Origin of the sequence: Moorena sp. SIO1G6, assembly GCF_010672795.1 — a bacterium.
GTDB classification, from domain to species: Bacteria; Cyanobacteriota; Cyanobacteriia; order Cyanobacteriales; family Coleofasciculaceae; genus Moorena; species Moorena producens.
In genome coordinates this window covers 1-21,517 of sequence record NZ_JAAHFZ010000011.1, presented here as the reverse complement: position 1 = coordinate 21,517, position 21,517 = coordinate 1, and the positions used below count along the sequence as shown (strand labels likewise).

The window sequence follows — 21,517 nt, the reverse complement described above, 5'->3', positions numbered from 1 at the left end:
CACACTATTAACACTAGTAAGGATTAGTCAACTGAGTGTCTTCATCACCCCGGCAGAAGTACGGAAAGTTAAGAGGATTTCCAAATACTTCCTATAAATTTACACTCAAAGGCTTATTTTACAATATTTCAGCCTTAGCGATAGTGAGCTTATTATTGGGGATTTATCTCAGACATGTTTTTAATAGATGGGCTTACTACCCGGTTGAGCGTACGCTATCTGATTATCCTACCAGTATTCACGGCACCCCTCCCTTAGTGATGAGGGGGGGAGATCCTTACATTCGCGCCCTAATGCGTACTATCACCGCTAGTGAAGCTAATGACCCCCAACCCTACACGATTATCTATGGGGGTCAACACGTTTCTGATTTAAGGCGTCATCCTGAAATATGTGTTCCCATAGTCGCTGGTCCTAATGTTGGAAAATGTAGCACAGCGGCGGGACGGTATCAGTTCCTTGATATCACCTGGAAAGCAAAGGCACAAAGCTATCACCCCAGACCCTCAGGCTTTTTGTTTTGGAAGCAGTATAGCTTTGAGGCACACTTCCAGGATGCTGTGGTTCACGATTGGCTCAAGGATAGTAGAGCCTGGGGGATGGATATTCCCAAAGAATTGCGGCAAGGAAATTTAGATAAAGTTTTGCGGCGGTTGTCCGGTACTTGGACAAGTCTAGGTTATGGCATAGAAACGAATAGCATGAGTAAGCACTTGCCAAAGGTTTATGAACGGATGATTGAGGAAGAACTAAACCGCTAATCATTGATGCATACTTGCAGGCTTGCAGGACAAATGCAATTTTATAGCATTTTATAGCATTTATTAATTTGGTGAGGTACTTTCGTCCTGGATTTTAGGGAGTAGGAGGTAGCGATGCATCGCTATTCCCTATTCGTAAGCATTCAGCTATCAGCCGTCAGCCGTGAGCACCTCAAGTAGCGTGGCCAACGGCCAAGGCTCAAGCTGCTTGAGGTGCTTTCCGTAACTCAGATTAAACAAATGGTTACCTGTTGTCAAGATCCCAAGCGCGAGTGGGGGAAATCCCCTGTTCCCTTGCTGCATCGCTTATTCGCGCATCACCTCAAGTATAGCAGTCGCCAGGGCAGTTAGGACATCGACATTAGTCTCACACCCTTTGTAAGCGATGCAGAGGTGCGACCCGTGGCGAATTTAATTCGCCAACGGAAAGCGCACCATTACGGTCTTGGGGGTTTCCCCCATGAGCGACTGCATCAAGAAGCGCAAGAGTTTGACTTCTGACAAAGGACTTCTGACAAAGGACTTCTGACTTCTGCTATAGCACCATCTGTAGCCCATAAGCTGATACGCGACACGCTGATAGCTGATAGCTGACGGCTGAATGCTTACCCCTATTCTCTGTTGCCTGTTGCCTGTTGCCTGTTGCCTGTTTCCAAAAATTATGTACTTCACCCCATTTAAAACCGCTATATCTCGATTATTTATACATAGCTAAATTATTGAATTTAAATTATTTACATTCCTATTTATAGCGTTCCTCGCAATTATGATGTACAGTCTTCTTTGACGTTGATTCCCTGTTAGGTGCGCTTTCCGCATCTAATTATTAAATTCGCCACGGGTCGCACCTCTTGATGCAGCGCATCGCTATTCCCTATTCCCTATTCCCTATTCCCTATTCCCTATTCCCTATTCCCTATTCCCTATTCCCTATTCCCAGATCCGCTGTTCCCTATTCCCTATTCCCTATTCCCTATTCCCTATTCCCTAAAATCCCGAAATTGTGTACCTCATAGCTATGATAATTGCTATATAGAATATTTTTTGACGTAATAAATTATCAAAAAGTACCCTTAAGGGTACTGTTGAACCATAACTAAGCCTCCCATCATAGAAACAAGCTGATTGACTGACAAAATTATCCTGAGCAAAGGATAAAGTCATGAAAGATTGAATGGGTAACCTTATGATGGTGAATCCCTAGTAAAGACTGAAAAGCAGACTAGGTAAGATTATCCTGACTTTTGTCAGTCAACCAGTATAACTAGTCAAAAGCGACAGAGTATTATTTTTAAGTAAAGAAAAATTATGGTAAAAATTCAAGCTGAAAGCTTTCCCAATCTAACGAATTTTGTAATTGCTAATAATAGCGATGCTGAGGGTAATTCAGTCATCAGCCTATTTGACGCTGGAAGTGATACTAGTTTCCCCTCTGGTACTGCTACCAGAACCTTTGACCTAGCTACTGGTAACTACGAAGTAAGGCTGGGCTACTTTGATGAGACTGATGGGGATAGCACCATAGATATCACTATTGGCGATACCGAATTGCCAACCTTAACTCTCAATGACCCCCCTGATGGTGCTGGTATTGCCGCTAATGCTGCTGCTTTCGTCAATCAACAGATTAGCAATAGCATATTCATCGAAAATGGAGACCTGATCACAATTAACGGTACTTCTGATGGCGACGAATTTACCCGAATTGACTTCATTGAATTCAATGCACTCAATGTCCCTTCTGCGGATATTTTTTGGCGTAATTCCGAGACTGGAGACAATCGTGCCTGGATCATGGATGGCACCAACTTGGATCAGTCAAATCCGATTCAATCGGAACCAGCTGACAGTCCCTGGGAGATGCGTGGTGCTGGAGACTTTGACGGCGATGAGCAAAAGGATATTATCTGGCGTAATACCGATACCGGAGATGTTGGCTTCTGGTTAATGGAAGGCTTTGAGTTCAAAAGCGGAGCATCTAGCACCCAGGTATCAGACCTCAACTGGGAAATCCGTGGCACGGGAGATTTCGACAGTGATGGAGAAGAAGATATTCTCTGGCGTAATACCAATACCGGAGAAAATGCGGTTTGGTTGATGAATGGCACGGAGCTGGATCAGGGAGTGTTGATTACCAGGCAGAGTAATGGTGAGAATTTGCTGCTACCAGAAGACGGTCTATGGGAGATGCAAGGTGCTGGAGATTTAGATAATGATGGTGACGCGGATATTCTGTGGCGCAATACTCAAAACCAAGAGATCTACTACTGGCGGATGGATGGTACTGAGTATGTAGAGTCAGTGTTCATTGACTCAGCACCAATCAGCGGTGATTGGGAAATTCGTGGTACTATGGACTTTGACGATAATGGTTTTGACGATATCCTGTTGCGTAATGGCTCTGACGGACAAAATGGGATCTGGCTAATGAATGAAACGGGGCTACAGCAGGCAGTTGCCACCGAGTCCTTAACAGGGGACGAGTGGCAAAGCTATGTTTAATATGCCAGTCTGGTTAATTATTCATTAGTGATTCAATAAGCAATTAGCATTCAGCAGACAGCTGAATGCTAATGTGATTCAAAGCCCGATAATTAAAGGGATTAACTGAACTTGATATTAATCGTTTCAACTACTACTTAACTACTACTTACCAGTGGGAAAAGCACCAGGTCGCACGGTCAATTTAGTATCTCGTTGATTGCGGCGCAACTCTAGGATTAAATCACTGCCTACTTTCGTTTTAGCCACAGACTTCTGAACTTCTGTTGCATCTTTGACCGGCTGATCATTGATTTTGCGGATCACATCACCCGCACGCAATCCTGCTTTGGCAGCTGGGGAATTAGCTATTACTTTGGCAATCAATACCCCTTTTTCTTCATCAACCATCAATCCAGCATTGGGATTACTGTTGATCTGTTGTTTAACTTCTGGGGTTAAGGTTACCATCTGGATGCCCAAGTAAGGATGTTCTACTTTACCCTCAACAATCAGTTGCTCAGCAATTCCTTCCACCGTATTAATGGGAACGGCAAATCCTAATCCTTGAGCACCCCGAATAATGGCTGTGTTCATGCCAATCACTTCACCGGAGGCATTGAGCAGGGGTCCGCCAGAATTACCGGGGTTAATGGCAGCATCGGTTTGGATAAATTCCACTCGCTTATCGGGAACACCGACTTGAGAGCTAGAACGACCGGTAGCACTAATGATGCCAGTGGTTACAGTACTATCTAAACCAAGGGGATTACCAATTGCGATCGCCCATTCTCCTGGGGTGAGTTGATCAGAATCACCGAGAGCAACGGTAGGTAAGTTTTCTGCCTCAATCTGGATCACGGCTACATCTGTCAAGGGATCGCTTCCCACTACCGTCCCTTTAAATTGGCGACCATCCTTGAGGATTACATTAACAGTATCCGCACTATCGACTACATGGGCATTGGTGAGAATATAACCATCGGTATCGATAATGAAACCTGAACCGGTACCCTGTTCAACTCGCTCTTGGGGTACATCGGGAAATGGTAACCTAAAAAATTCCCGGAACATCGGGTTTCTAAAAGTATCTGGGACTCTACTGGTGACGGTTCTAGAAGCGTTAATCCGCACCACTGCTGGTCCAACTTGTTCTACCACATTGGTGATAAAGTTGGGATTTTGAGTCACCACAGGTTTACTGCCTGGGAGCCTAGCTGTTTTGTTCTGAGGGACAATTGCTTCAGGGGATGTGGATTCGGGAAGAGAGTTACGTAATGCTACATAACCGCCGGAAAAGCCTAACCCTGCTCCCAGTAACAACAGTGACGCATAAGTTCCTGCCTTTTTTAACGGATTACGGCTGGTGTGATTAGATTTGGGGGTTTGATGGTCTACTAGCATAAGATTCTGTTGACAAAAGGGTAGATCGACTGGGAGGCAGTGGGCTTGATATTGGTTTTGAATCAGTTCCTGAATGACTGGGCTTTGATTAATTCAGGATTTACGCACCAAGATTCTTAAAACCAGGTTGATCGTTATCAATCAAAGGCTGAAATTGGTGTAATTACCTTCAATAACCGGGTTTCTGCGTAAGTCCTATAATTTAATCTAGACATCTTCTGTTAATTTTATGTCAGAGCAGTGTTTAACTTAGATTAAAATTATTGAGGGTCGGGAGCTGAATACAATTGGCAATACAATTGGCAAGGGAAGCCACGCTTCGCTTTGGGGGCTATAGGATAGGCGCAACGAGGGATAAATACTCCCTATCCAATATGATCATTAGTCTAGCGCATTCCCCTAGTAATGGAGGTTGACAATACTACCAATATGTGATGGGTTAACCGAACATCCATACAGTTCTAAGATGAAATAGTGTCAGAAATGCTACCTTAGCGTGATTTGGTAATGGATAATGGGTGATTGGTGATTCGCTAACTATTACTGAAACTATTACTGATTACCGATTACTGATTACCTAGGAATTGTGGTCAAGGGTAACTTCGGAGCATTAAAATTCGGAGCATGTAAACGAAAGTTGTTGGATTTTTACCAACATTTCACTATTGAATAGTAGGTTGAATAAGGGTTAAAAATAGTTTGTAAATTGCTCAAGCAATCCATAATACTAAAAATTTAGTAGGTAAGGTATAATATACCTAGCATCTGTTGTTGCTCAAAAAATAAAAACTATAAAGTGTAAGTTAAACACATGTAAATTAAACACATGTAAATTAAACACATGTAAATTAAACAGATGGTGTTAAACTATTATTATGCAGATTCATCGACTTCCAGCCCTTTCTGACAACTATATCTTCTTATTACACGACCCCAAGCAGAATATTGCTGCTGTTGTTGATCCAGCCGAGGCTAAACCGGTGATACAGTGTCTGAAAGAAATGGATGCGGACTTAGTGGCTATTTTCAACACTCACCATCACATGGATCATGTGGGGGGAAATCGACAGTTGATCCAGCAGTTTCCAGATGTCTGTGTATATGGGGGAGCTGAAGACCGGGGTCGGATTCCTGGTCAACAGGTGTTTTTAGAAGAATGCGATCGCGTCGAGTTTGGTGATCGCCTTGGTGAAGTCTTGTTCGTTCCTGGACACACCAGAGGACATATTGCCTACTACTTTCCCCCAGTAGTCTCTGGTGAAACCGGTGAACTCTTCTGTGGCGACACCCTATTTGCGGGGGGTTGTGGCAGACTATTTGAAGGAACAGCAAGCCAAATGGTAGAATCCCTGAGCAAGCTACGGGATTTACCAGATAATACACGAGTATGGTGTGCTCATGAGTACACCTTAAAAAATCTCCAATTTGCCCTGAGTGTCGATGGTGAAAACCCGGACTTACAAGGGAGATTTGCCCAAGTCCAAGAGGCGCGTCATCGTAAACAGGCAACGGTACCCTCCCAGTTAGGGGTTGAAAAGCACACCAATCCATTTTTACGTTGGGAAGAGCCTGCCCTACAGTCTGCTGTTCAGGCAAAAGAACCCGTTAAGACATTTGCACGGTTACGGGGGATGAAAGACCGATTCTAAGATTATTGATAAAGCGTCAGCTATCAGCTCTCAGCTATCAGCTATCAGCTCTCAACTCTCAGCTTTTGAATAAAACAAGTAAGCATTGGTTTAATCTCTTTTACGTCAGCTGAAGGCACCTCAAGTAGCGTGAGCTTTTAGCTCACGGCTGACGGCTGAATGCTTACGATAAAGCCTTGATCAAGGGACATATTTCCTTGAGAATATGTCCCTTGATTTGTTGGACTATAATCAAGGTTGAGTTAAAAAATTTAGTTAATCCAATTTACCAATAGAAAAAACCCATGCTTAGCGAATTGCAGCAGAGAAAATTGACCAGGTTGTTTAACCTGTACGATCAGCAAACAAACGGTGTTTTAACCCAAGCCGATTTTGAACGTATTACTGATAACCTTGCTGCGATCAGGGGTTGGACACCGGGCTCGTCAGATTATGACAATCTTCTTGCTATTTACATGAGGATTTGGAATGGCGTGCAGAAATTTACCGACCAGAATCAAGACCAGCAAGTCACCTTGGATGAATGGTTGACTTATCACGAAAATGTACTGAGTGATACTGACGGGAATGAAGCAGTAGTCAAGGCTAAAGCGGCAGGGATTATTTACCTATTGGATTCTGATAAAGACGATAAAGTTACTCTCGAAGAATACCGACAGTTTTTTCAGGCTTACGGTATTGACGACAGTCAAATTGAAGAAATTTTTGGACGCTTCGATCAGAACAATGATGGTTACATTGACAAACAAGAGATATTAGATCTAGTTACCGAATTCTATTACAGTCAGGATCCAGACGCTGCGGGAAACTGGATTTTTGGTTCCTACTGATGATTTAGCGCATGCCTATTGGGGGATATGTCATCCCCGAAATGGTTTAGTAAGTGTTTTAATTGACACCGAGCCCTCAGTATTCAGCCCTCAGCACTCAGCACTCAGCAATCCGCAATCAGCACTAAGTTGCGATCGCTTACAAATTGTCGTAATATGGAATGTTTGTCGAAGCATTATCCTTCACTCTAAACTATAATCGAAACTAAACACTATGGCAAAACGTGTACAAGTCGTTTTAAGCAAAGACGTTCACAAACTTGGAAAAGACGGTGATCTGGTAGAGGTAGCTCCGGGCTATGCTCGCAATTATCTCATTCCCCAAGGAATTGCAGTTAGGGCCACCTCTGGTGTTCTCAAGCAAGTTGAGCGGCGCAGAGAGCAAGAACGGCAGCGTATCCTCGAAATCAAGCAACAAGCTGAGTCGATGAAGACTGCTCTACAAACTATTAACCGCTTTACTATCTCGAAGCAGTTGGGTGAAGATAATGCTATCTTCGGTACTGTTACTAGCCAAGACTTGGCAGATGCAATCCAAGAGTCTACGGGCAAAGAAATAGACCGCCGAGGTATTACCCTACCTGAGATTAGTCAACTTGGTTTCTATAATGCAGAAATTAAGCTTCATCCAGAAGTTACAGCTACTGTAGAAATTCATGTTGTTCCCAAATAAGTTAATTAATAGTTTGTTTAGTTTGTTGACACTTGACTGTATCATCCTGTCAACTGTCAATTAAACAACAGGTGCGACCCGTGATGGCGAGCAATCCCTCGCCATCACGGAAAGCGCACCTTAGGTGCTTAATTTGTTCAGATTGTCTTAGTGCGCGTAGCGCATTAGCTGACCTTTACCCTGAACTTTAATAGACTAGTTTGCTATGACTCAAAAACAAGATTTTTCAGCGTTTGGGAACTCTATACCACCCCAAAATATTGATGCCGAAGAGTCTATTATCGGAGGCATTTTATTAGACCCGGAAGCCATGGGTCGAATTGCTGATTTCCTTAATTCCAAAGCTTTCTACGTCCGGATTCACCAAACCATTTACGAAGCTGCTTTATTACTTTATAGCCAGGGTAAACCCACGGATTTGATGAGTGTTACTACCTGGCTTTATGACAATGACTTATTAGAGAAAGTTGGGGGTCAAGCTAAGTTAGCTCAGCTAGTTGAACAAACGGTTTCAGCGGTCAATATTGACAGGTTCGCTAAGTTAGTGATGGACAAGTATCTGCGCCGTCAGCTAATCGAAGCCGGTAATGAGATTTTTAAGTTGGGTTATGAGACATCCTTGGAATTGGAAACAGTCCTTGACCAAGCGGAACAGAAAATTTTCAGCCTCACCCAATTGCGTCCTCAGCAAGGTCTAATCGCGATTTCTGAAACCCTAGTCCAGACCTTCCAAGATATAGAAAATCGGAATCAGGGTATTGATTTGCCTGGTATTCCATCAGACTTCTATGATTTGGATGCCCAAATTGGGGGGTTAAGTCCGTCTGACTTAATTATCATTGCTGGTAGACCATCCATGGGAAAAACTAGCTTAGCGTTAGGAATTGCTCGTAACGTAGCTGAAAAAATGCCAGTGGCGATTTTTAGCTTGGAAATGTCAAGAGAACAACTAGTGCAGCGGTTGTTAGCTAGTGAAGCGAAAATTGACAGTAACTTTTTGAGAGCTGGGCGCATTGCTCAAAATCAGTGGGCACCCTTGAGCGAAGCAATCGGTGTGTTATCAGAGTTGCCTATTTATATTGATGATACCGCTAACCAGACTGTGATGCAAATGCGATCGCATGCTCGTCGTCTTCAAGCAGCCCAAGGGAGCCAGTTGGGATTAATTTTAATCGATTACTTACAGTTAATGGAAGGCAGTGGTAGTGAAAATCGAGTTCAGGAGTTGTCTCGGATTACTCGCTCTCTCAAAGGATTAGCTCGGGAACTGAAAGTCCCAGTGGTTGCTCTGTCTCAGTTAAGTCGAGCTGTGGAGTCTCGCACCAACAAACGACCAATGATGTCGGATTTGAGAGAATCGGGTTCCATTGAGCAGGACTCGGATTTAATCATGATGCTTTATAGAGATTCCTATTATAATCCAGATTCACCCGATGGAGATACGGCAGAAGTCATCATTGTTAAAAATCGTAATGGTCCGACAGGAACGGTGAAACTTATCTTTAAACCTGGGTTAACCAAGTTCCTGAATATGGCAAATCAAAGAGTGTAACCTACCACAACTGAGGCGTAAGCATTCAGCTATCAGCCATCAGCCATCAGCTAATGCGCTAATTGAGGTGCTACTTGATGTGCTTATGGGCGATTAGGAAGCTACGGAACTTTTGAATCAAACAAGTAAGCAAAAGTTTAATCTGAGTTATGAAAAGCTGACTGCTGACCGCTGTTCGCGTAGCGTGAGCCAAAGCTCACGGCTGAATGCTTACACTGAGGGTTATTTTGGAATTATTATAGGTCAAAAATTAACTTTATTTTATCTAACGTTATTTACAGGACATAGATTTAATCAAATACTATTTAATCGAATGATTGAGTTCTGAACTTTAGTTTTGTACCCAGGTTTTATTAATATTTTGTAACAAAAAGGCGATGCTATTTCTAGTGTTATTCTGTTTACTAAAACTCCCAATCAGCGAGAATTCACCAACTGGGAGCAAGTATTCAGTTCATCGCTGAATTAGCTAATTTATTGCTAATTTACTAGTTAATTTTCAACAATTCCACATCAAAATTCAGCGTAGCATTAGGCGGAATCACCCCACCGGCACCACGGGTACCATAACCTAATTCTGGGGGAATGATCAGCTCACGACGACCACCAACCTTCATAGAACCAACCCCTTCATCCCAGCCTTTAATAACCTGTCCTACACCGATTTTGAAGGAAAAAGGACGATTGCGATCGCGAGAACTATCAAACTTGCTGCCATCCTCCAGCGTACCAGTGTAGTGAACCACTACCGTCTGTCCCTTCTCAGGCATTGCTCCCTCACCCTCAACCACGTCGATGTACTTCAAGCCCGACGGTGTTGTAACCGTCTCAGCCTCAGTATTGGTTTCGCTTTCTGAACTAGAATCCATAGCTATATCTCGTTTATCATTAACATCTGGGTTAGCACTGTTAGCTGTTGTCACTACTTCCGGCTGAGTGTTGGTAATTTCTCCAGCAGTGGTAGATTTTTTACCCATACCTACTTGAGCCACAACCAAAAGCAACCCAAAGGCTACTATAACGCCTATGCTGATCAGAATTTGTTTCAAAGTCTGTCCTCCTAATTGATTATCAACGCCAGAGCTTATTTTCTAAATCCCGCACCTGACGCTCCAGACGGTCAATACGACCTCGCAATTCATCCATTTCTGATTGGCGAGGAACCCCTAAATCCTGCAACATATTGCGCAACTGCCGTTCCATGTTGCTCTCAAAGTTACCCTGCTCTGACTTGATCTGATTCATCAGATCATCCACAAAAGCGGTGGCTTGGTCGGAGTTTATTTTACCATCTTTGACCCATTCATCACTTACCTCTCGCAGTTTTTCGGCAACCATTGAGGTTGTGCCAACCCCAACCAACAATAACTGCTTGAGCCAGTCGTTATTATCCATAATTGTTATCCTGTTATCCTGTTATCCTGTTATCCTGTCACTCGGCACTTGATGGGGCTGGGATCAACTAGGCTTTCCTATGATTGGAGAAGTTTCATTGATTCCCAGCCTACAGTTCTATTCTGTGACATCTTTCCTAGAACAGGAGAAGAGGGAGAACAGCGGGAGGAGAACGGAGGAGGTGCAAGAAGGTGCTATGTATCAAGCAACCTAATAAAATGCTCTGGTGAATCAGTGGTGATGGTGATGATGGTGCTGTGATGCCTGCACAGCTGCCAACTGGGGATTGATAGATAGAGCATTTTCTGATACAAGTACCTCAATTTGAGGATTAGCCCACTCCGCTGCCATCTCTAAGAATTCTGGATGATCATTAACACAGGGCATCTCTAGGTAGGTAACCTCTGAGTTACGACGTTTTAGACCGTGGACAATGTGATGCACATCTAAGAGGGTTTCGTGATTCTCTGTGGCAAAGCCAATAGGCATAAACACAATCGCCTTAGCCCCTAAGTTAATCAGGTTCTGGGCTGCTAACTCCGCGTGAGGCTGAGTCCACTTAATTAAGGGAGTTTGGTGGTTAAGCCAGCCCACAGAGATTAGGGGATACTTATACATCAACTTTTCCCTTACTGCCTCATACAATGCCTGACTTTCGTCAATCCCAGACACAAATCCTTTAGCTTCGTGGGGACAGCCATGGTTCATCAGGACAATGCCAATTTGGGAGGGGAGATAGGCTTGAGCTAAATCGGTAGTAATTTTCTCTTCCACCAATCGAGCAGTTAGATTAATGTACTCTGGTTCGTTATAGAAAGACGGGATGTAACGCAATCCCTGAACCCAGTGTTGATCTCCATCCTCTAATTTCCCTAGGGCTTTATTGACCTGTTCCACCGCAATGCCGCTAGTAAAGATGGAATCCACCACTAGCAGGGGATAGATCAGCAGTTTTTGGAACCCTTGCTCCTTAATTTCACAGAGGACTTGTTCTGGCAGAAAGGGAGCGCAGAAGTTAAAGGCTTTGAATACCTTGACCTGATCGCCCCATTTAGCTTGCAGGTGTTTTTCAATACCTGCCCGTTGCTGTTCAAAAATCTTGTTGTGGGGTGAAATAAAGTTGTCATGCTGGTGCCCCCACTCGTGGAAGTCAAACATTGCCAAAATTTTGGCTAAGGGTGGATAGATCCAGTTGGGGACTGGGGCAAATTTGGCGGTAAGCAAGTTTAAGGCTTGTTCGTTGTAGTTGGCGAAGTCTTCGTAGCTTTCGACTTCTCCATAACCCATGAGTAAAACCGCAACTCGTTCGTGACCATGGGTTGGGGAAGGTTTTACTGATTGAGATTTTTCTGGAGTGGCAACCACTTGGTATTCCTACTGGCTAAACGTCTATTCCTGGGGTATCCCTGCTTTGTCTTGGGTGCAGAATGTACCCCTGGCATTTATTAGGCTAACATCCCCCATGGGGGGATATAGGACATACCACAATAGCCTGGAAAGTTCGGTAAAGATACTAATAACAAAATCTCGATTAGGTTATAATAGGATGTCTGGTCTTAATTAAATCTTATTAAATGAGCTGATCAGTTCGAGATTAGCCCACTAGCCTCTACCAAACGCGCAAGCGTCGTCCTTTGGGCGAAGGGAGTGGGGTATTTTTCGAAGGAAAGCTCAGTTCAGGTTTTGTCTAATAAATTATAATGGACATAAATTGGGGTGAATTTATGTCTATTTGATAACCAAAGCCGAAAATGCCCTTGGTTATTGACAGTGGAGCAAAAGCCTGATTGGAATAGAGCAATTAAAATCAGATAAAATCAGAAACTTGGCGGTGGGGCATCCCGTCAATAGTAAAGCTTGTCGAGTACCCGAATGCGGATCGGTTTTCGTAAGGAAATGGCGATAGCTGGGGTTGGCGAGAAGCCCACACCTACCCCCGATCCCCAACAGGTGTGGGAGATGTCACAAGTAGGACAACGCAATGTCGGTGTAAGCAGCACAATGCTGACGTGCTTGTACATCAACAGGAGGCATAGTCATTAAAACCAAATCAAACTAGGACAAACAACGCACATGCTCAGTCAGAAAACAAAAACTACAGATATAGGATTCACTCACGAAGATTTTGCTGCCCTTCTGGATAAGTATGATTATCATTTTAGCCCAGGGGATATAGTTCCGGGTACGGTATTCAGTCTAGAGCCGAGGGGCGCTCTGATTGACATTGGTGCGAAAACCGCCGCCTATATTCCGATTCAGGAAATGTCAATAAATCGAGTTGATAATCCTGATGAGGTTTTACAATCCAACGAAACACGGGAATTTTTCATCCTGACCGATGAAAATGAAGATGGACAGTTGACTCTCTCTATCCGTCGCATTGAGTATATGCGAGCCTGGGAGCGAGTGCGCCAACTACAAGCAGAGGATGCTACGGTGCGTTCTCTGGTATTCGCCACTAACCGTGGTGGAGCGTTGGTACGTATTGAAGGGTTGCGCGGTTTTATTCCTGGTTCTCATATTAGCACTCGGGCAGCCAAGGAAGATTTGGTGGCCCAAGAACTGCCCCTAAAATTTCTGGAGGTAGATGAAGACCGTAATCGTCTGGTACTATCCCACCGTCGTGCGCTAGTTGAGCGCAAGATGAACCGCCTAGAAGTCGGAGAGGTGGTGATTGGCTCAGTACGAGGAATCAAACCTTACGGTGCATTCATTGATATTGGCGGGGTCAGCGGATTGCTGCACATTTCCGAAATTTCCCATGATCATATCGATACGCCTCATAGTGTGTTTAATGTCAATGATGAACTGAAAGTGATGATCATTGACTTGGATGCTGACCGAGGTCGGATTTCTCTGTCAACAAAGCAGTTAGAGCCAGAACCGGGAGATATGATTAACAACCGGGAAGTGGTATTCGAGAAGGCAGAAGAAATGGCTCAGAAGTACCGGGAGAAGATGCTAGCACAAAAGCAAGGTATAACTCCAGAAAGTATGACTCCAGAAGCGGTTGAAACCCAAGAGCCCCAAGAGTCCCAAGAGCCCCAAGAGCCTCAACAAGTCCAAGAGCCCCAAGAGCCTCAAGAGCCTCAACAGGTTCAAGAGCCCCAAGAGCCTCAAGAGCCTCAACAGGTTCAAGAGCCTCAAGAGCCTCAAGAGCCTCAACAGATCCAAGAGCCCCAAGAGTCCCAAGAGCCTCAAGAAGACCCAGTGCCAGAGGGAGAGTTTGTAGCAGCTGCCATCGACGAGTAACAACCAGGTGCGGTAACAAGAATTAGCCGTTAGCTGAGGCTAATGGCTAATTTGTGTTTATGGCTGTGTTCCGGAACAAGAGCAAAGAACTTGGCAGGTGCGAATCTTGATCAACTAGCTAGTAGAATGAAGTTGATTACAATAAACAGCGGCATAAACCCTTGGTAACCATTCGTTGTGGGAAGGTGACTTTCCCCAATATTGAAGCAGTCATATTTGATAAAGACGGTACCTTAGAGGATTCACAAGTTTATTTAAGAGAACTAGCCTATAAGCGATCGCGTTTAATCGATGCCCAAATTCCTGGTATTGGAGAACCCCTCCTGATGGCCTTTGGTGTCCAAGATGACACCCTTGACCCTACCGGGTTAATGGCAGTGGGTAGTCGTCGGGAAAATGAAATTGCTGCTGCGGCTTATATTGCTGAGACTGGTCGGGGTTGGCTAGAGTCATTGGAAATCGCTGGGAGTGCCTTTGTTGAAGCCGAGAAGTACTTGCAAAATGCGGCTGGAACTTCCCCAATGTTTGCCGGTAGCCTCGAAGTCCTTAAATTCCTCTCGGAAGCTGGTTTAAAGCTGGGTATTCTATCGGCAGACTCTACGGCTGGCGTACAAGCCTTTGTCCATCGACACCAGCTAGACCCCTATATCCAATTACAGCAGGGTGTGGATTCTGAAATCAGTAAGCCTGATCCCAGGTTGTTCCTACAAGGGTGCCAATCTTTAGAGGTAAAACCTGCTTCCGCCCTAATGGTAGGAGATTCAGCCGGTGATATTGAGATGGCAAAGCGTGCTGGTGCAGCGGGTTGCATTGGTATTTGCTGGGGCAAGCCAGAAGCTTCCCATTTAGAGGGAGCTGATCTAGCGATCGCGAGCCTGGATGAGATTGAAATTATTTAAAGTCAACTATATTGAATCGGCAAGGGGTGAGAGAAGTGTTATTTTCAATTTTCAAGTTTCAATAAGCACAACTCCCGCAGCCTTGGTGCGATCGCACCAATTGGTAAAACCTGTTTGACCTTGACCCCAGACAGAATTTTAATCTTATTGATCAACTCCTGCTGGAGCAACTGATTATCCGTTGTCATTCCTGCCGACGGCTTAGGAAAAATATCCACTGCTCCTGCATCTAAAAGCTGAAAAATCTGATCAGTATCCTCTTGCTGCACCGAAACACTAATCACCAGAATCGGTCTAGGATAGAGCGCCATAACTTCAGATGTCAACTCCAGACCATTCATCTGGGGCATATGGAGGTCTGTACAAATGACATCTGGTTGAACTTTGGGAATTAAGTTCAAAGCTTCTAAACCAGTTCCAGCTTCTCCCACCACTTCAATTTGCTCTGATGAATTCAGAATCCTTTTCAGTACTACTAGAGCAATCGGTGAATCTTCAACTAATAAAACTCGAATAGTCATTGATTATTTAATAATTTTAAATTTTTCATTTTTAATTACCAATTTAACCTTAAAGCTTCACAATTTAAACTTAAATATTAACCTTGTATATTAACTATCACACAAGTATTTGCAACGTTTCGATGAGAAAATCTTGATTAAATTTTCCTTTTGTTATATAGGCATTAGCCCCCGCTTCCATCCCTTTTTTATTATGTTCATCGGAAGCCAAAGATGTTACCAAAATTATTGGTAATTCGTTATACTCTTGATGCTGACGAATTATGGCAGTTAGGGAAAATCAGTCTAGATTTGGCATTTCCACATCAGATATTACGGCATCAAAGTAACGGCTGTTTAGTTTGTTATAGCCATCTAATCCATCTACAGCTGTCACTACTTCATACCCAGCCCTTTCTAGTATCCGTTTTTCTTGGGTGCGAACGGTAATCGAGTCATCTACTAGGAGAATTACTGGCGTCCTTTTAACGATTTGCCTTAGTTTGGTTGAGACTGTGGATGTGTTTGACTGATAGGATTGTAATGATGTGAGCAAATCTGGAGGGTTAAGAATCATACAAACTTCCCCTGTACCGATAATAGTTGCTCCACTGACATTACGCACCCGCTTTAATAACTTACTTTGAGGTTTGATCCTGGGGGGGGCGACATGAGAGCTAAAAAGTAGACTGTATAAGCGACCTAGCTCTCATACCTCGTAAATAATTATTGAGCTTATGACGACTTAAGCGCATCAAATCATCAACTAATTACCAACATTTATCCATAAAATTAATCCAATTTTGAGCATATAGTCCAATATAAAAACTGGACGGTGCGCGCCTCCTAGGCCGGGTTCCCCGGCCTTGGGTCGCACCGCTATGTCTTTTAGTTGAACGCCCATATTGTTTGACTCTAGCCACATATTTATGAACTCCTTGTCTTGATGCAGTCGCTCATGGTTTGAAGTTACCGTAAGACAGGCTCGCCTTAATCAATGGAGGCGCGCTTTCCTATGGCGAATTAAATTACGGGGTCGCGCCTCAAGTTTTAACCCTTTTCTGCATAGCCTAACAACCATAAAGGCGAGCCTGTCTAAGGTTTCGTCTCCGGGGGGAACCCCCAAGACCGCGCTGCATCGCTTTTATTAATTATTTATCCTTGTATTGTGGAAATCAGATAAGCGAAAGATATTATAACAACTAAAGAAATAAAGCGTTTTCCAACCACATTGCTGCCTGACATATTATATCCACCGCTCTTATAATCTCGGAACATTTGTTCAATATTAAAACGTTGTCTTGATGCAGTCGCTCATGGTTTGTTTGCGACTGCACCAAGACATGACTCTGCGATTTTTTCAAGTTTAACATTTTTGGTGTCTTGTCTAATAATTACTACAAGGTTAAGGAATAATAATTGAGATTCGGAAAGGAGATTTTTTAGATGTTTTTGATATAATTATGGTAGCATTTTCAATCTTATTGGTCGTCTTGACAATTTCTGACCTATCTTTTTTTACCATAATTCGCTCAATTTAATATCTATCAAGGGTTACAGGCCGCTTGTCGCCCCCCCAGGAATCTTTGACTAAATTAACCGTTTTAAACGTGACCATTTTTTGGATACGATTATCGATGTGATAGGAATTGTTAATGAGCCCAAAATAGTCACGCTTTATGTCTGGATTAATACTTCTAAATGACCAAGAACTGTAAATTCCTTTTCTTGCGGTTTCTAAGGCATAGTTATTAATGTCTATCCCAAAAATTTTAACCTTCCATTTTTATAATTCAGGAAGTATTTTATGGAATAAAATAGCAATAGAATAGGGTTATTATCCAGTTGAACATCCTGCAATACAAATCTGAATTATTTTGTGGTTATTTTGTCGTTTAATTATATCTGGAATAATGTGATTTTGTCAGGTTTTAAAATGACATTTATAGCAGTCGCCAGGGTAATTATGACATGACAAAAGTCTCAAACTACAGTATGGCAAGAGTTTAACTTCTGACTTCTGACTTCTGACTTCTGCTATATCTCGCCAAAAGTAACTTTAATTATTAGTCATCATGGCAACTAATTTTTGCCATTATATATTACTTTATATAGTCTTATATAAGAGTTTAGAGTAACTTTATGGTGAACCAAATTTGATAAATTTCATTCTCACAAGGATGGTTTAAATTAAATTGTCTTGGTCTGCTTCTTTAATAACTAATCCTGTCTGCTGGGCAATTAATCGAAGAAAAGCTTGTTTTAGCTCAACACTTAAAGATTCTGTGTTTGACACGTTAATCCCGATTGACTGACAAATCCAATGTGGTTACAGTTATATAGTTCCCAGTCAATCTGCCCAAGTAACACTAATTTAAAAACCTATAGCAATCCTAAATCATTTGTAAAATATGCAAAATCGTAAATCCTTACTGGGCAAGGGTTATAGCGATAGCTTCGCCGAATATATTTCACGAATCATAAAGGATTGCTATATTGGTACCTATTAATTTAATTCCTTATGTTCGGTTGTTCGCCTTTGGGGGTTGTAGGTTATTCGGCTGAAGGTTAGCAAGTTAGCAGGTTGAAGGTTGAACGCGACGCGCGTGCCTATTGGCCAAGGTTAGCAGGTTGAAGGTTGAACGCGACGCGCGTGCCTATTGGCCAAGGTTAGCAGGTTGAAGGTTGAACGCGACGCGCGTGCCTATTGGCCAAGGTTAGCAGGTTGAAGGTTGTTAGCTTGAAGGTTGAACGCGACGCGCGTGCCTATTGGCCAAGGTTGAAGGTTCAGAAGATAATTTTTAACCAGCTAACCAGCTAACCAGCTAACCTTCAACCAAATAACCAGCTAACCTTCAACCAAATAACCAGCTAACCTTCAACCAAATAACCTTCAACCTTCAACCTTCAACCTGTAACCTGCAACCAGCTAACCAGCTAACCTTCAACCTGCAACCTGCTAACCTTCAACCTGCTAACCTTCAACCTGATCGAGTGATTAGTTCAATCCTGGTAAGTCCAAATTTGCCACGACTTTTGTAATGGCATCCCGACTGGCTTCGGCACCAAACCCCCAAGCCAGGAGGACGCCATAGTCACCCCAGAGGTTAGCGCCAAAGGTGGATTTATAGGTGTATAGCTCAATGAAGCCACTACCAGCAAGCAGGACAATTGCGATCGCATAACTGATCGCAGAGAAAATCCAGAGGCGAAACTCTGCTAGTCTTGGCTCTTGGATAACTATCCGTGGTGTATCGATCCCTGGTGCTTTCTGCAATAATTCAGGTTGGGTGATGAGGAAGCCTAACTTAGTAGAGTTAGCTGGTATTTGTTTGGCTAGTAGAGTGATCGCTTTTTCGATTTGACCATTCAACTCCTGACCAGCTTTTTTATCCGTAGGTTCGAGATTATTCAACTTATTGCGCAAATTCTTTTGCTGACGTTGCCAACTCTGTAACTCTTGTGTTGATATGGTAGTTTCTACCAGCAGGTTGTCCAAGTCCCTGAGTTTAGCATCCAGTTGCAGGTATTTATTAATCTGTTTTGCCAAGTCATCTAACTGCTGATACAAGTCTTGAGGATTTTGGTCAGGTGCCTCTCGGATTGCCAGTTGCAAATTACGGCGTACTGACTGTAGATAAGGGGGGTCAATATCCGGAGTGGCGGGTATTTTTTCTTCCAGGGTCTGACCATAGTTCAGGAGTGCTAGCCAGTCCTCACGACCTTTGCGCCATTTCAGCCACACTGACTCAGCTTGGGTAATTGCCTGATTACCATCGTTCCAACGTTCCCCCTGCAAAGCCATCTCGACATCTAGCAGATGGCCTTCAATTCGGGTCTTGAAGGGATTTGGTATTGAGTTGAATTGATCGGTGAGTGATGTTTCAGCTAACTGGGGGTCACTGCGCAGTTGGATACGCAATTGACCAACCCGCACCAGAATTTTGTCCCGTAGTTTCCCTCGGCTACGGTAGCTGGACACAGCTATGCTCAATATCACCCCAATGGATATGATTCCCAGAGGTATGGGAAAGGGGTCTTTAATTCGGACTGTTAATGGTACGCTTAGTTCAGTTTCTGAGAACTTAATCAGTAATTCACCACTAAATTCTCCACTTTTGGGGGCATCGTCTAATTGAAACTGGATCGGGATAGATAGTAGACTATTGGCCTCAATCTCCTCGTCTGGTAAAGTAGGCTGAATCAATTTGGCGGGGAAAATTTCTTGGCCATCCTGAGTATTGAGGTCTAGGGAAATGATTTGTAAATCCTTGACGGCGTTTGTCGTGCGCAAGAGTAAGCTGCGGCTTGTGCTAGAACCCCTGGTACCTGCCACAGTCATACTTTTAGGGGTGATGGTGAGATCAGGTTGGGCAAGGGCTGGTGGAGCCGATAGAAATATTAAAATTGGGAGTATTAAAGCAATTAGAGCGCGTTGAGCGCATTTTAGCTGTTTAATCATACCTGTCTTGGTCAAGTGTGACCTCCGATTTTTGATCTGGTACTAAAGCTTAATTTGACATCTCCGCGCTTTAAAAAACGGGGATTCTACAAGGTTGTTACGTGGCGGGTTGAAACCGTGCCACTTCACTTCTTGTGCGATATGATTTACTCAGTGAGGTGAACAGATCATATCGCTTTGGGAGTGCCAAAGCTCCCCTACCCACCTTGGTCAGGTTTAGACCTAACTGTGTGGCTACTTTTCGGGCTATGTTTGCAGCGCCGTTACAGTCTGCATTGATCAGCCATCCTTCAGAAGTTTTATACAGTCCACGCTTAACCCGTTTGCCCGACGGTATCCATCCTTTGGGTTTTTCACCATGTTTTGGGAGGCTGTCGTCGTCAAGGTAAGACGCTTTACTCGTGTACGCTTCCTCGGTAATTGTTAATTTAATCCCGTACTCATAACAAAGTTGTTTTAACCGTTCGATCAATCTTCCGGTGGGGATAACTGCGAAGTTCTGATTACCACGCTTGCCCATATTGGAACGATTCTTCTGCCCTTCGTTCCAACCAATTACCAGATTCCCAATGCAATCATTCAAACAGCGATTAATAATCAACCTAGCTGCTTTATTGATCGCATCTCTGATTTGGTTGTTGCGTTTCCGTTGTACCCGGTCAAGGTTAGAATTCCAGTAAAACTCTGGCTTGCCCTGTTTGTACTTGGCTACCAGACGACAATAACCTTGGTTCATTGACTTAAGCTTACGACCATCAATAATCAAGCTTTTCCCACAGGTTGAAACTCCAGTCAACCAGTTGGTTCCACCGTGATCAAAGCTCCAGGCTTGAGTGTAGTCAAGGTTTGGGTTGCTAGCAATCGCTTCTTTCCCGTTGTCGATCACCCAATCAATCCATAGCTCTCCTAAATACGGGCGAACAGTAACTTCTTTCACCCAGTCCGGATCTATAAAATCTGGTGGTTCTAATGCGATTTCAGTTATTAAATGAGGCTTAGTTTCTTTGCTTATTGACGGATAAAACAAGCCTTTTTTGTAGTTGAGTGCTTGTCGGGGAAAAGTTACAGCAGCCAATCCCCCTTTCTTTCTGTACCTAAGCAGTCTTGGTCTGTCAACTTGGCCCTTGTAATAAAGACCTACTAATTGGTTGTAACTGGCAATGGACTCACCTACTGTCTTTAGGGTCTGTTGAGCCGACTGGGCAGCCATTGCTTTGTAATTGGGAGTTAACTTTAAAGTTTTATCTAGTTCTGGGTACTTTGTACTGCACTTATAGGTCTTCCAGCCATACCTAAGCTCATCATCCTTCCAGTAAGTAGTGAATGATTCTTCTTGCTGTTCAAGCCAACTGTAGTGTTTTTGTTTGGTGTAATAAATTGCACAATTAATCAAGCTATTTGCTTGCTCACACTGAAAGACCCAAAAAGCTTTATCTTCATCAGTAAATGACGCTTTAACTGGAATTGTTCTATACAACTTTCTATCTCCTCCTATCCTTTATTATAGACACGGCGGGTTAAAACCCGTCGTGCTGACTGACGGACACTTTTTTTTGTACATTTAGCAGTACATTTAGGCGCAGGCATCAAATTCCTGAATCAGGCAGAAGGTAATCTTCTGATAATAGCGGTCACGAGCTTTTTGGGAAGGGAAACAAG

At 43.4% G+C, this 21,517-nt stretch carries 15 protein-coding genes and 5 pseudogenes; 9 read left to right on the top strand and 11 right to left on the bottom strand.

All coding sequences use genetic code 11. The annotated features are described in order from the left end of the window. The first annotated feature begins 35 nt into the window (after positions 1–35). The 3 genes from F6K63_RS13020 to F6K63_RS13010 all read left to right on the top strand — a co-directional run bounded on the left by F6K63_RS13020 (position 36) and on the right by F6K63_RS13010 (position 3,263). Entirely contained in the window at positions 36–761 is a 726-nt protein-coding gene (locus F6K63_RS13020) for a glycoside hydrolase family 24 protein (RefSeq protein ID WP_081431898.1), read from the top strand. A gap of 854 nt (positions 762–1,615) precedes the next feature. Then, positions 1,616–1,777 carry a hypothetical protein gene (locus tag F6K63_RS13015; RefSeq protein ID WP_287312322.1) on the top strand — a complete coding sequence of 54 codons (162 nt, stop codon included), beginning with the start codon at positions 1,616–1,618 and terminating at the stop codon, positions 1,775–1,777. Between the two features lie 292 nt (positions 1,778–2,069). Then, the gene (locus tag F6K63_RS13010) at positions 2,070–3,263 is read left to right on the top strand and encodes an FG-GAP repeat domain-containing protein (RefSeq protein WP_008180010.1); all 1,194 of its coding nucleotides are present in this window, start codon (positions 2,070–2,072) and stop codon (positions 3,261–3,263) included. 144 nt (positions 3,264–3,407) lie between these two features. Here the strand turns inward: F6K63_RS13010 and F6K63_RS13005 are convergent, their stop codons facing one another. Beyond that, positions 3,408–4,646 carry an HhoA/HhoB/HtrA family serine endopeptidase gene (locus F6K63_RS13005; RefSeq protein WP_287312321.1) on the bottom strand — a complete coding sequence of 413 codons (1,239 nt, stop codon included), beginning with the start codon at positions 4,644–4,646 and terminating at the stop codon, positions 3,408–3,410. A gap of 875 nt (positions 4,647–5,521) precedes the next feature. Between F6K63_RS13005 and gloB the strand changes: the two genes are divergently transcribed. The 4 genes from gloB (at position 5,522) to dnaB (ending at position 9,350) form a co-directional block, all read left to right on the top strand. Beyond that, the gene (gene gloB / locus F6K63_RS13000; protein WP_287312320.1) at positions 5,522–6,295 is read left to right on the top strand and encodes a hydroxyacylglutathione hydrolase; all 774 of its coding nucleotides are present in this window, start codon (positions 5,522–5,524) and stop codon (positions 6,293–6,295) included. Positions 6,296–6,579: 284 nt separating this feature from the next. Further along, positions 6,580–7,125: an EF-hand domain-containing protein gene (locus F6K63_RS12995; RefSeq protein WP_287312319.1), complete on the top strand. Its 546-nt coding sequence runs from the start codon at positions 6,580–6,582 to the stop codon at positions 7,123–7,125. A 214-nt stretch (positions 7,126–7,339) separates the two neighbouring features. Next, positions 7,340–7,798, top strand: a complete 459-nt coding sequence (gene rplI, locus F6K63_RS12990) for a 50S ribosomal protein L9 (protein WP_287312318.1) — start codon at positions 7,340–7,342, stop codon at positions 7,796–7,798. 205 nt (positions 7,799–8,003) lie between these two features. Next, positions 8,004–9,350, top strand: coding sequence for a replicative DNA helicase (gene dnaB, locus F6K63_RS12985; RefSeq protein WP_287312317.1), 1,347 nt, complete (start codon positions 8,004–8,006; stop codon positions 9,348–9,350). Between the two features lie 488 nt (positions 9,351–9,838). Here dnaB and F6K63_RS12980 read toward each other — a convergent pair whose 3' ends face one another. From F6K63_RS12980 to F6K63_RS12970, 3 genes are all read right to left on the bottom strand, one after another. Beyond that, complete coding sequence (locus F6K63_RS12980) at positions 9,839–10,399, bottom strand: FKBP-type peptidyl-prolyl cis-trans isomerase (RefSeq protein WP_008180023.1); 561 nt, start codon at positions 10,397–10,399, stop codon at positions 9,839–9,841. A gap of 22 nt (positions 10,400–10,421) precedes the next feature. Continuing rightward, positions 10,422–10,745 (bottom strand): phasin family protein, encoded by a 324-nt coding sequence (locus F6K63_RS12975; RefSeq protein ID WP_008180024.1) that lies wholly within the window; start codon positions 10,743–10,745, stop codon positions 10,422–10,424. A 231-nt stretch (positions 10,746–10,976) separates the two neighbouring features. Then, the gene (locus tag F6K63_RS12970; RefSeq protein ID WP_287296816.1) at positions 10,977–12,110 is read right to left on the bottom strand and encodes a ferrochelatase; all 1,134 of its coding nucleotides are present in this window, start codon (positions 12,108–12,110) and stop codon (positions 10,977–10,979) included. A 708-nt stretch (positions 12,111–12,818) separates the two neighbouring features. Between F6K63_RS12970 and F6K63_RS12965 the strand changes: the two genes are divergently transcribed. Together F6K63_RS12965 and F6K63_RS12960 are read left to right on the top strand one after the other, a co-directional pair. Continuing rightward, complete coding sequence (locus F6K63_RS12965) at positions 12,819–13,997, top strand: 30S ribosomal protein S1 (RefSeq protein WP_008180027.1); 1,179 nt, start codon at positions 12,819–12,821, stop codon at positions 13,995–13,997. Between the two features lie 161 nt (positions 13,998–14,158). Further along, positions 14,159–14,896, top strand: a complete 738-nt coding sequence (locus F6K63_RS12960; protein ID WP_044492317.1) for an HAD family hydrolase — start codon at positions 14,159–14,161, stop codon at positions 14,894–14,896. A gap of 116 nt (positions 14,897–15,012) precedes the next feature. Here the strand turns inward: F6K63_RS12960 and F6K63_RS12955 are convergent. From F6K63_RS12955 to F6K63_RS12930, 7 genes and pseudogenes are all read right to left on the bottom strand, one after another. Next, positions 15,013–15,417 (bottom strand): annotated as a pseudogene (locus F6K63_RS12955) (response regulator); the annotation flags it as partial. A 97-nt stretch (positions 15,418–15,514) separates the two neighbouring features. Continuing rightward, positions 15,515–16,051: pseudogene (locus F6K63_RS12950) on the bottom strand (response regulator); the annotation flags it as partial. Further along, positions 16,027–16,337: pseudogene (locus tag F6K63_RS12945) on the bottom strand (hypothetical protein); the annotation flags it as partial. The pseudogenes F6K63_RS12950 and F6K63_RS12945, both read right to left, overlap by 25 nt. 217 nt (positions 16,338–16,554) lie before the next feature. Then, positions 16,555–16,704 (bottom strand): annotated as a pseudogene (locus tag F6K63_RS12940) (IS4 family transposase); the annotation flags it as partial. A 229-nt stretch (positions 16,705–16,933) separates the two neighbouring features. Beyond that, a pseudogene (locus F6K63_RS37220) lies at positions 16,934–17,170 on the bottom strand (CheR family methyltransferase); the annotation flags it as partial. A gap of 1,224 nt (positions 17,171–18,394) precedes the next feature. Next, positions 18,395–19,873, bottom strand: coding sequence for a hypothetical protein (locus F6K63_RS12935; protein ID WP_287250281.1), 1,479 nt, complete (start codon positions 19,871–19,873; stop codon positions 18,395–18,397). Positions 19,874–19,955: 82 nt separating this feature from the next. Further along, positions 19,956–21,335 carry an RNA-guided endonuclease InsQ/TnpB family protein gene (locus F6K63_RS12930; protein ID WP_287312316.1) on the bottom strand — a complete coding sequence of 460 codons (1,380 nt, stop codon included), beginning with the start codon at positions 21,333–21,335 and terminating at the stop codon, positions 19,956–19,958. Positions 21,336–21,517: the final 182 nt, after the last annotated feature.

Bases quoted from the DNA above. Each gene is read 5' to 3' on its own strand.
- F6K63_RS13015 (WP_287312322.1), top strand. From the start codon at position 1,616: ATGCAGCGCATCGCTATTCCCTATTCCCTATTCCCTATTCCCTATTCC.
- F6K63_RS13010 (WP_008180010.1), top strand. From the start codon at position 2,070: ATGGTAAAAATTCAAGCTGAAAGCTTTCCCAATCTAACGAATTTTGTA.
- F6K63_RS13005 (WP_287312321.1), bottom strand. From the start codon at position 4,646: ATGCTAGTAGACCATCAAACCCCCAAATCTAATCACACCAGCCGTAAT.
- gloB (WP_287312320.1), top strand. From the start codon at position 5,522: ATGCAGATTCATCGACTTCCAGCCCTTTCTGACAACTATATCTTCTTA.
- F6K63_RS12995 (WP_287312319.1), top strand. From the start codon at position 6,580: ATGCTTAGCGAATTGCAGCAGAGAAAATTGACCAGGTTGTTTAACCTG.
- rplI (WP_287312318.1), top strand. From the start codon at position 7,340: ATGGCAAAACGTGTACAAGTCGTTTTAAGCAAAGACGTTCACAAACTT.
- dnaB (WP_287312317.1), top strand. From the start codon at position 8,004: ATGACTCAAAAACAAGATTTTTCAGCGTTTGGGAACTCTATACCACCC.
- F6K63_RS12975 (WP_008180024.1), bottom strand. From the start codon at position 10,745: ATGGATAATAACGACTGGCTCAAGCAGTTATTGTTGGTTGGGGTTGGC.
- F6K63_RS12965 (WP_008180027.1), top strand. From the start codon at position 12,819: ATGCTCAGTCAGAAAACAAAAACTACAGATATAGGATTCACTCACGAA.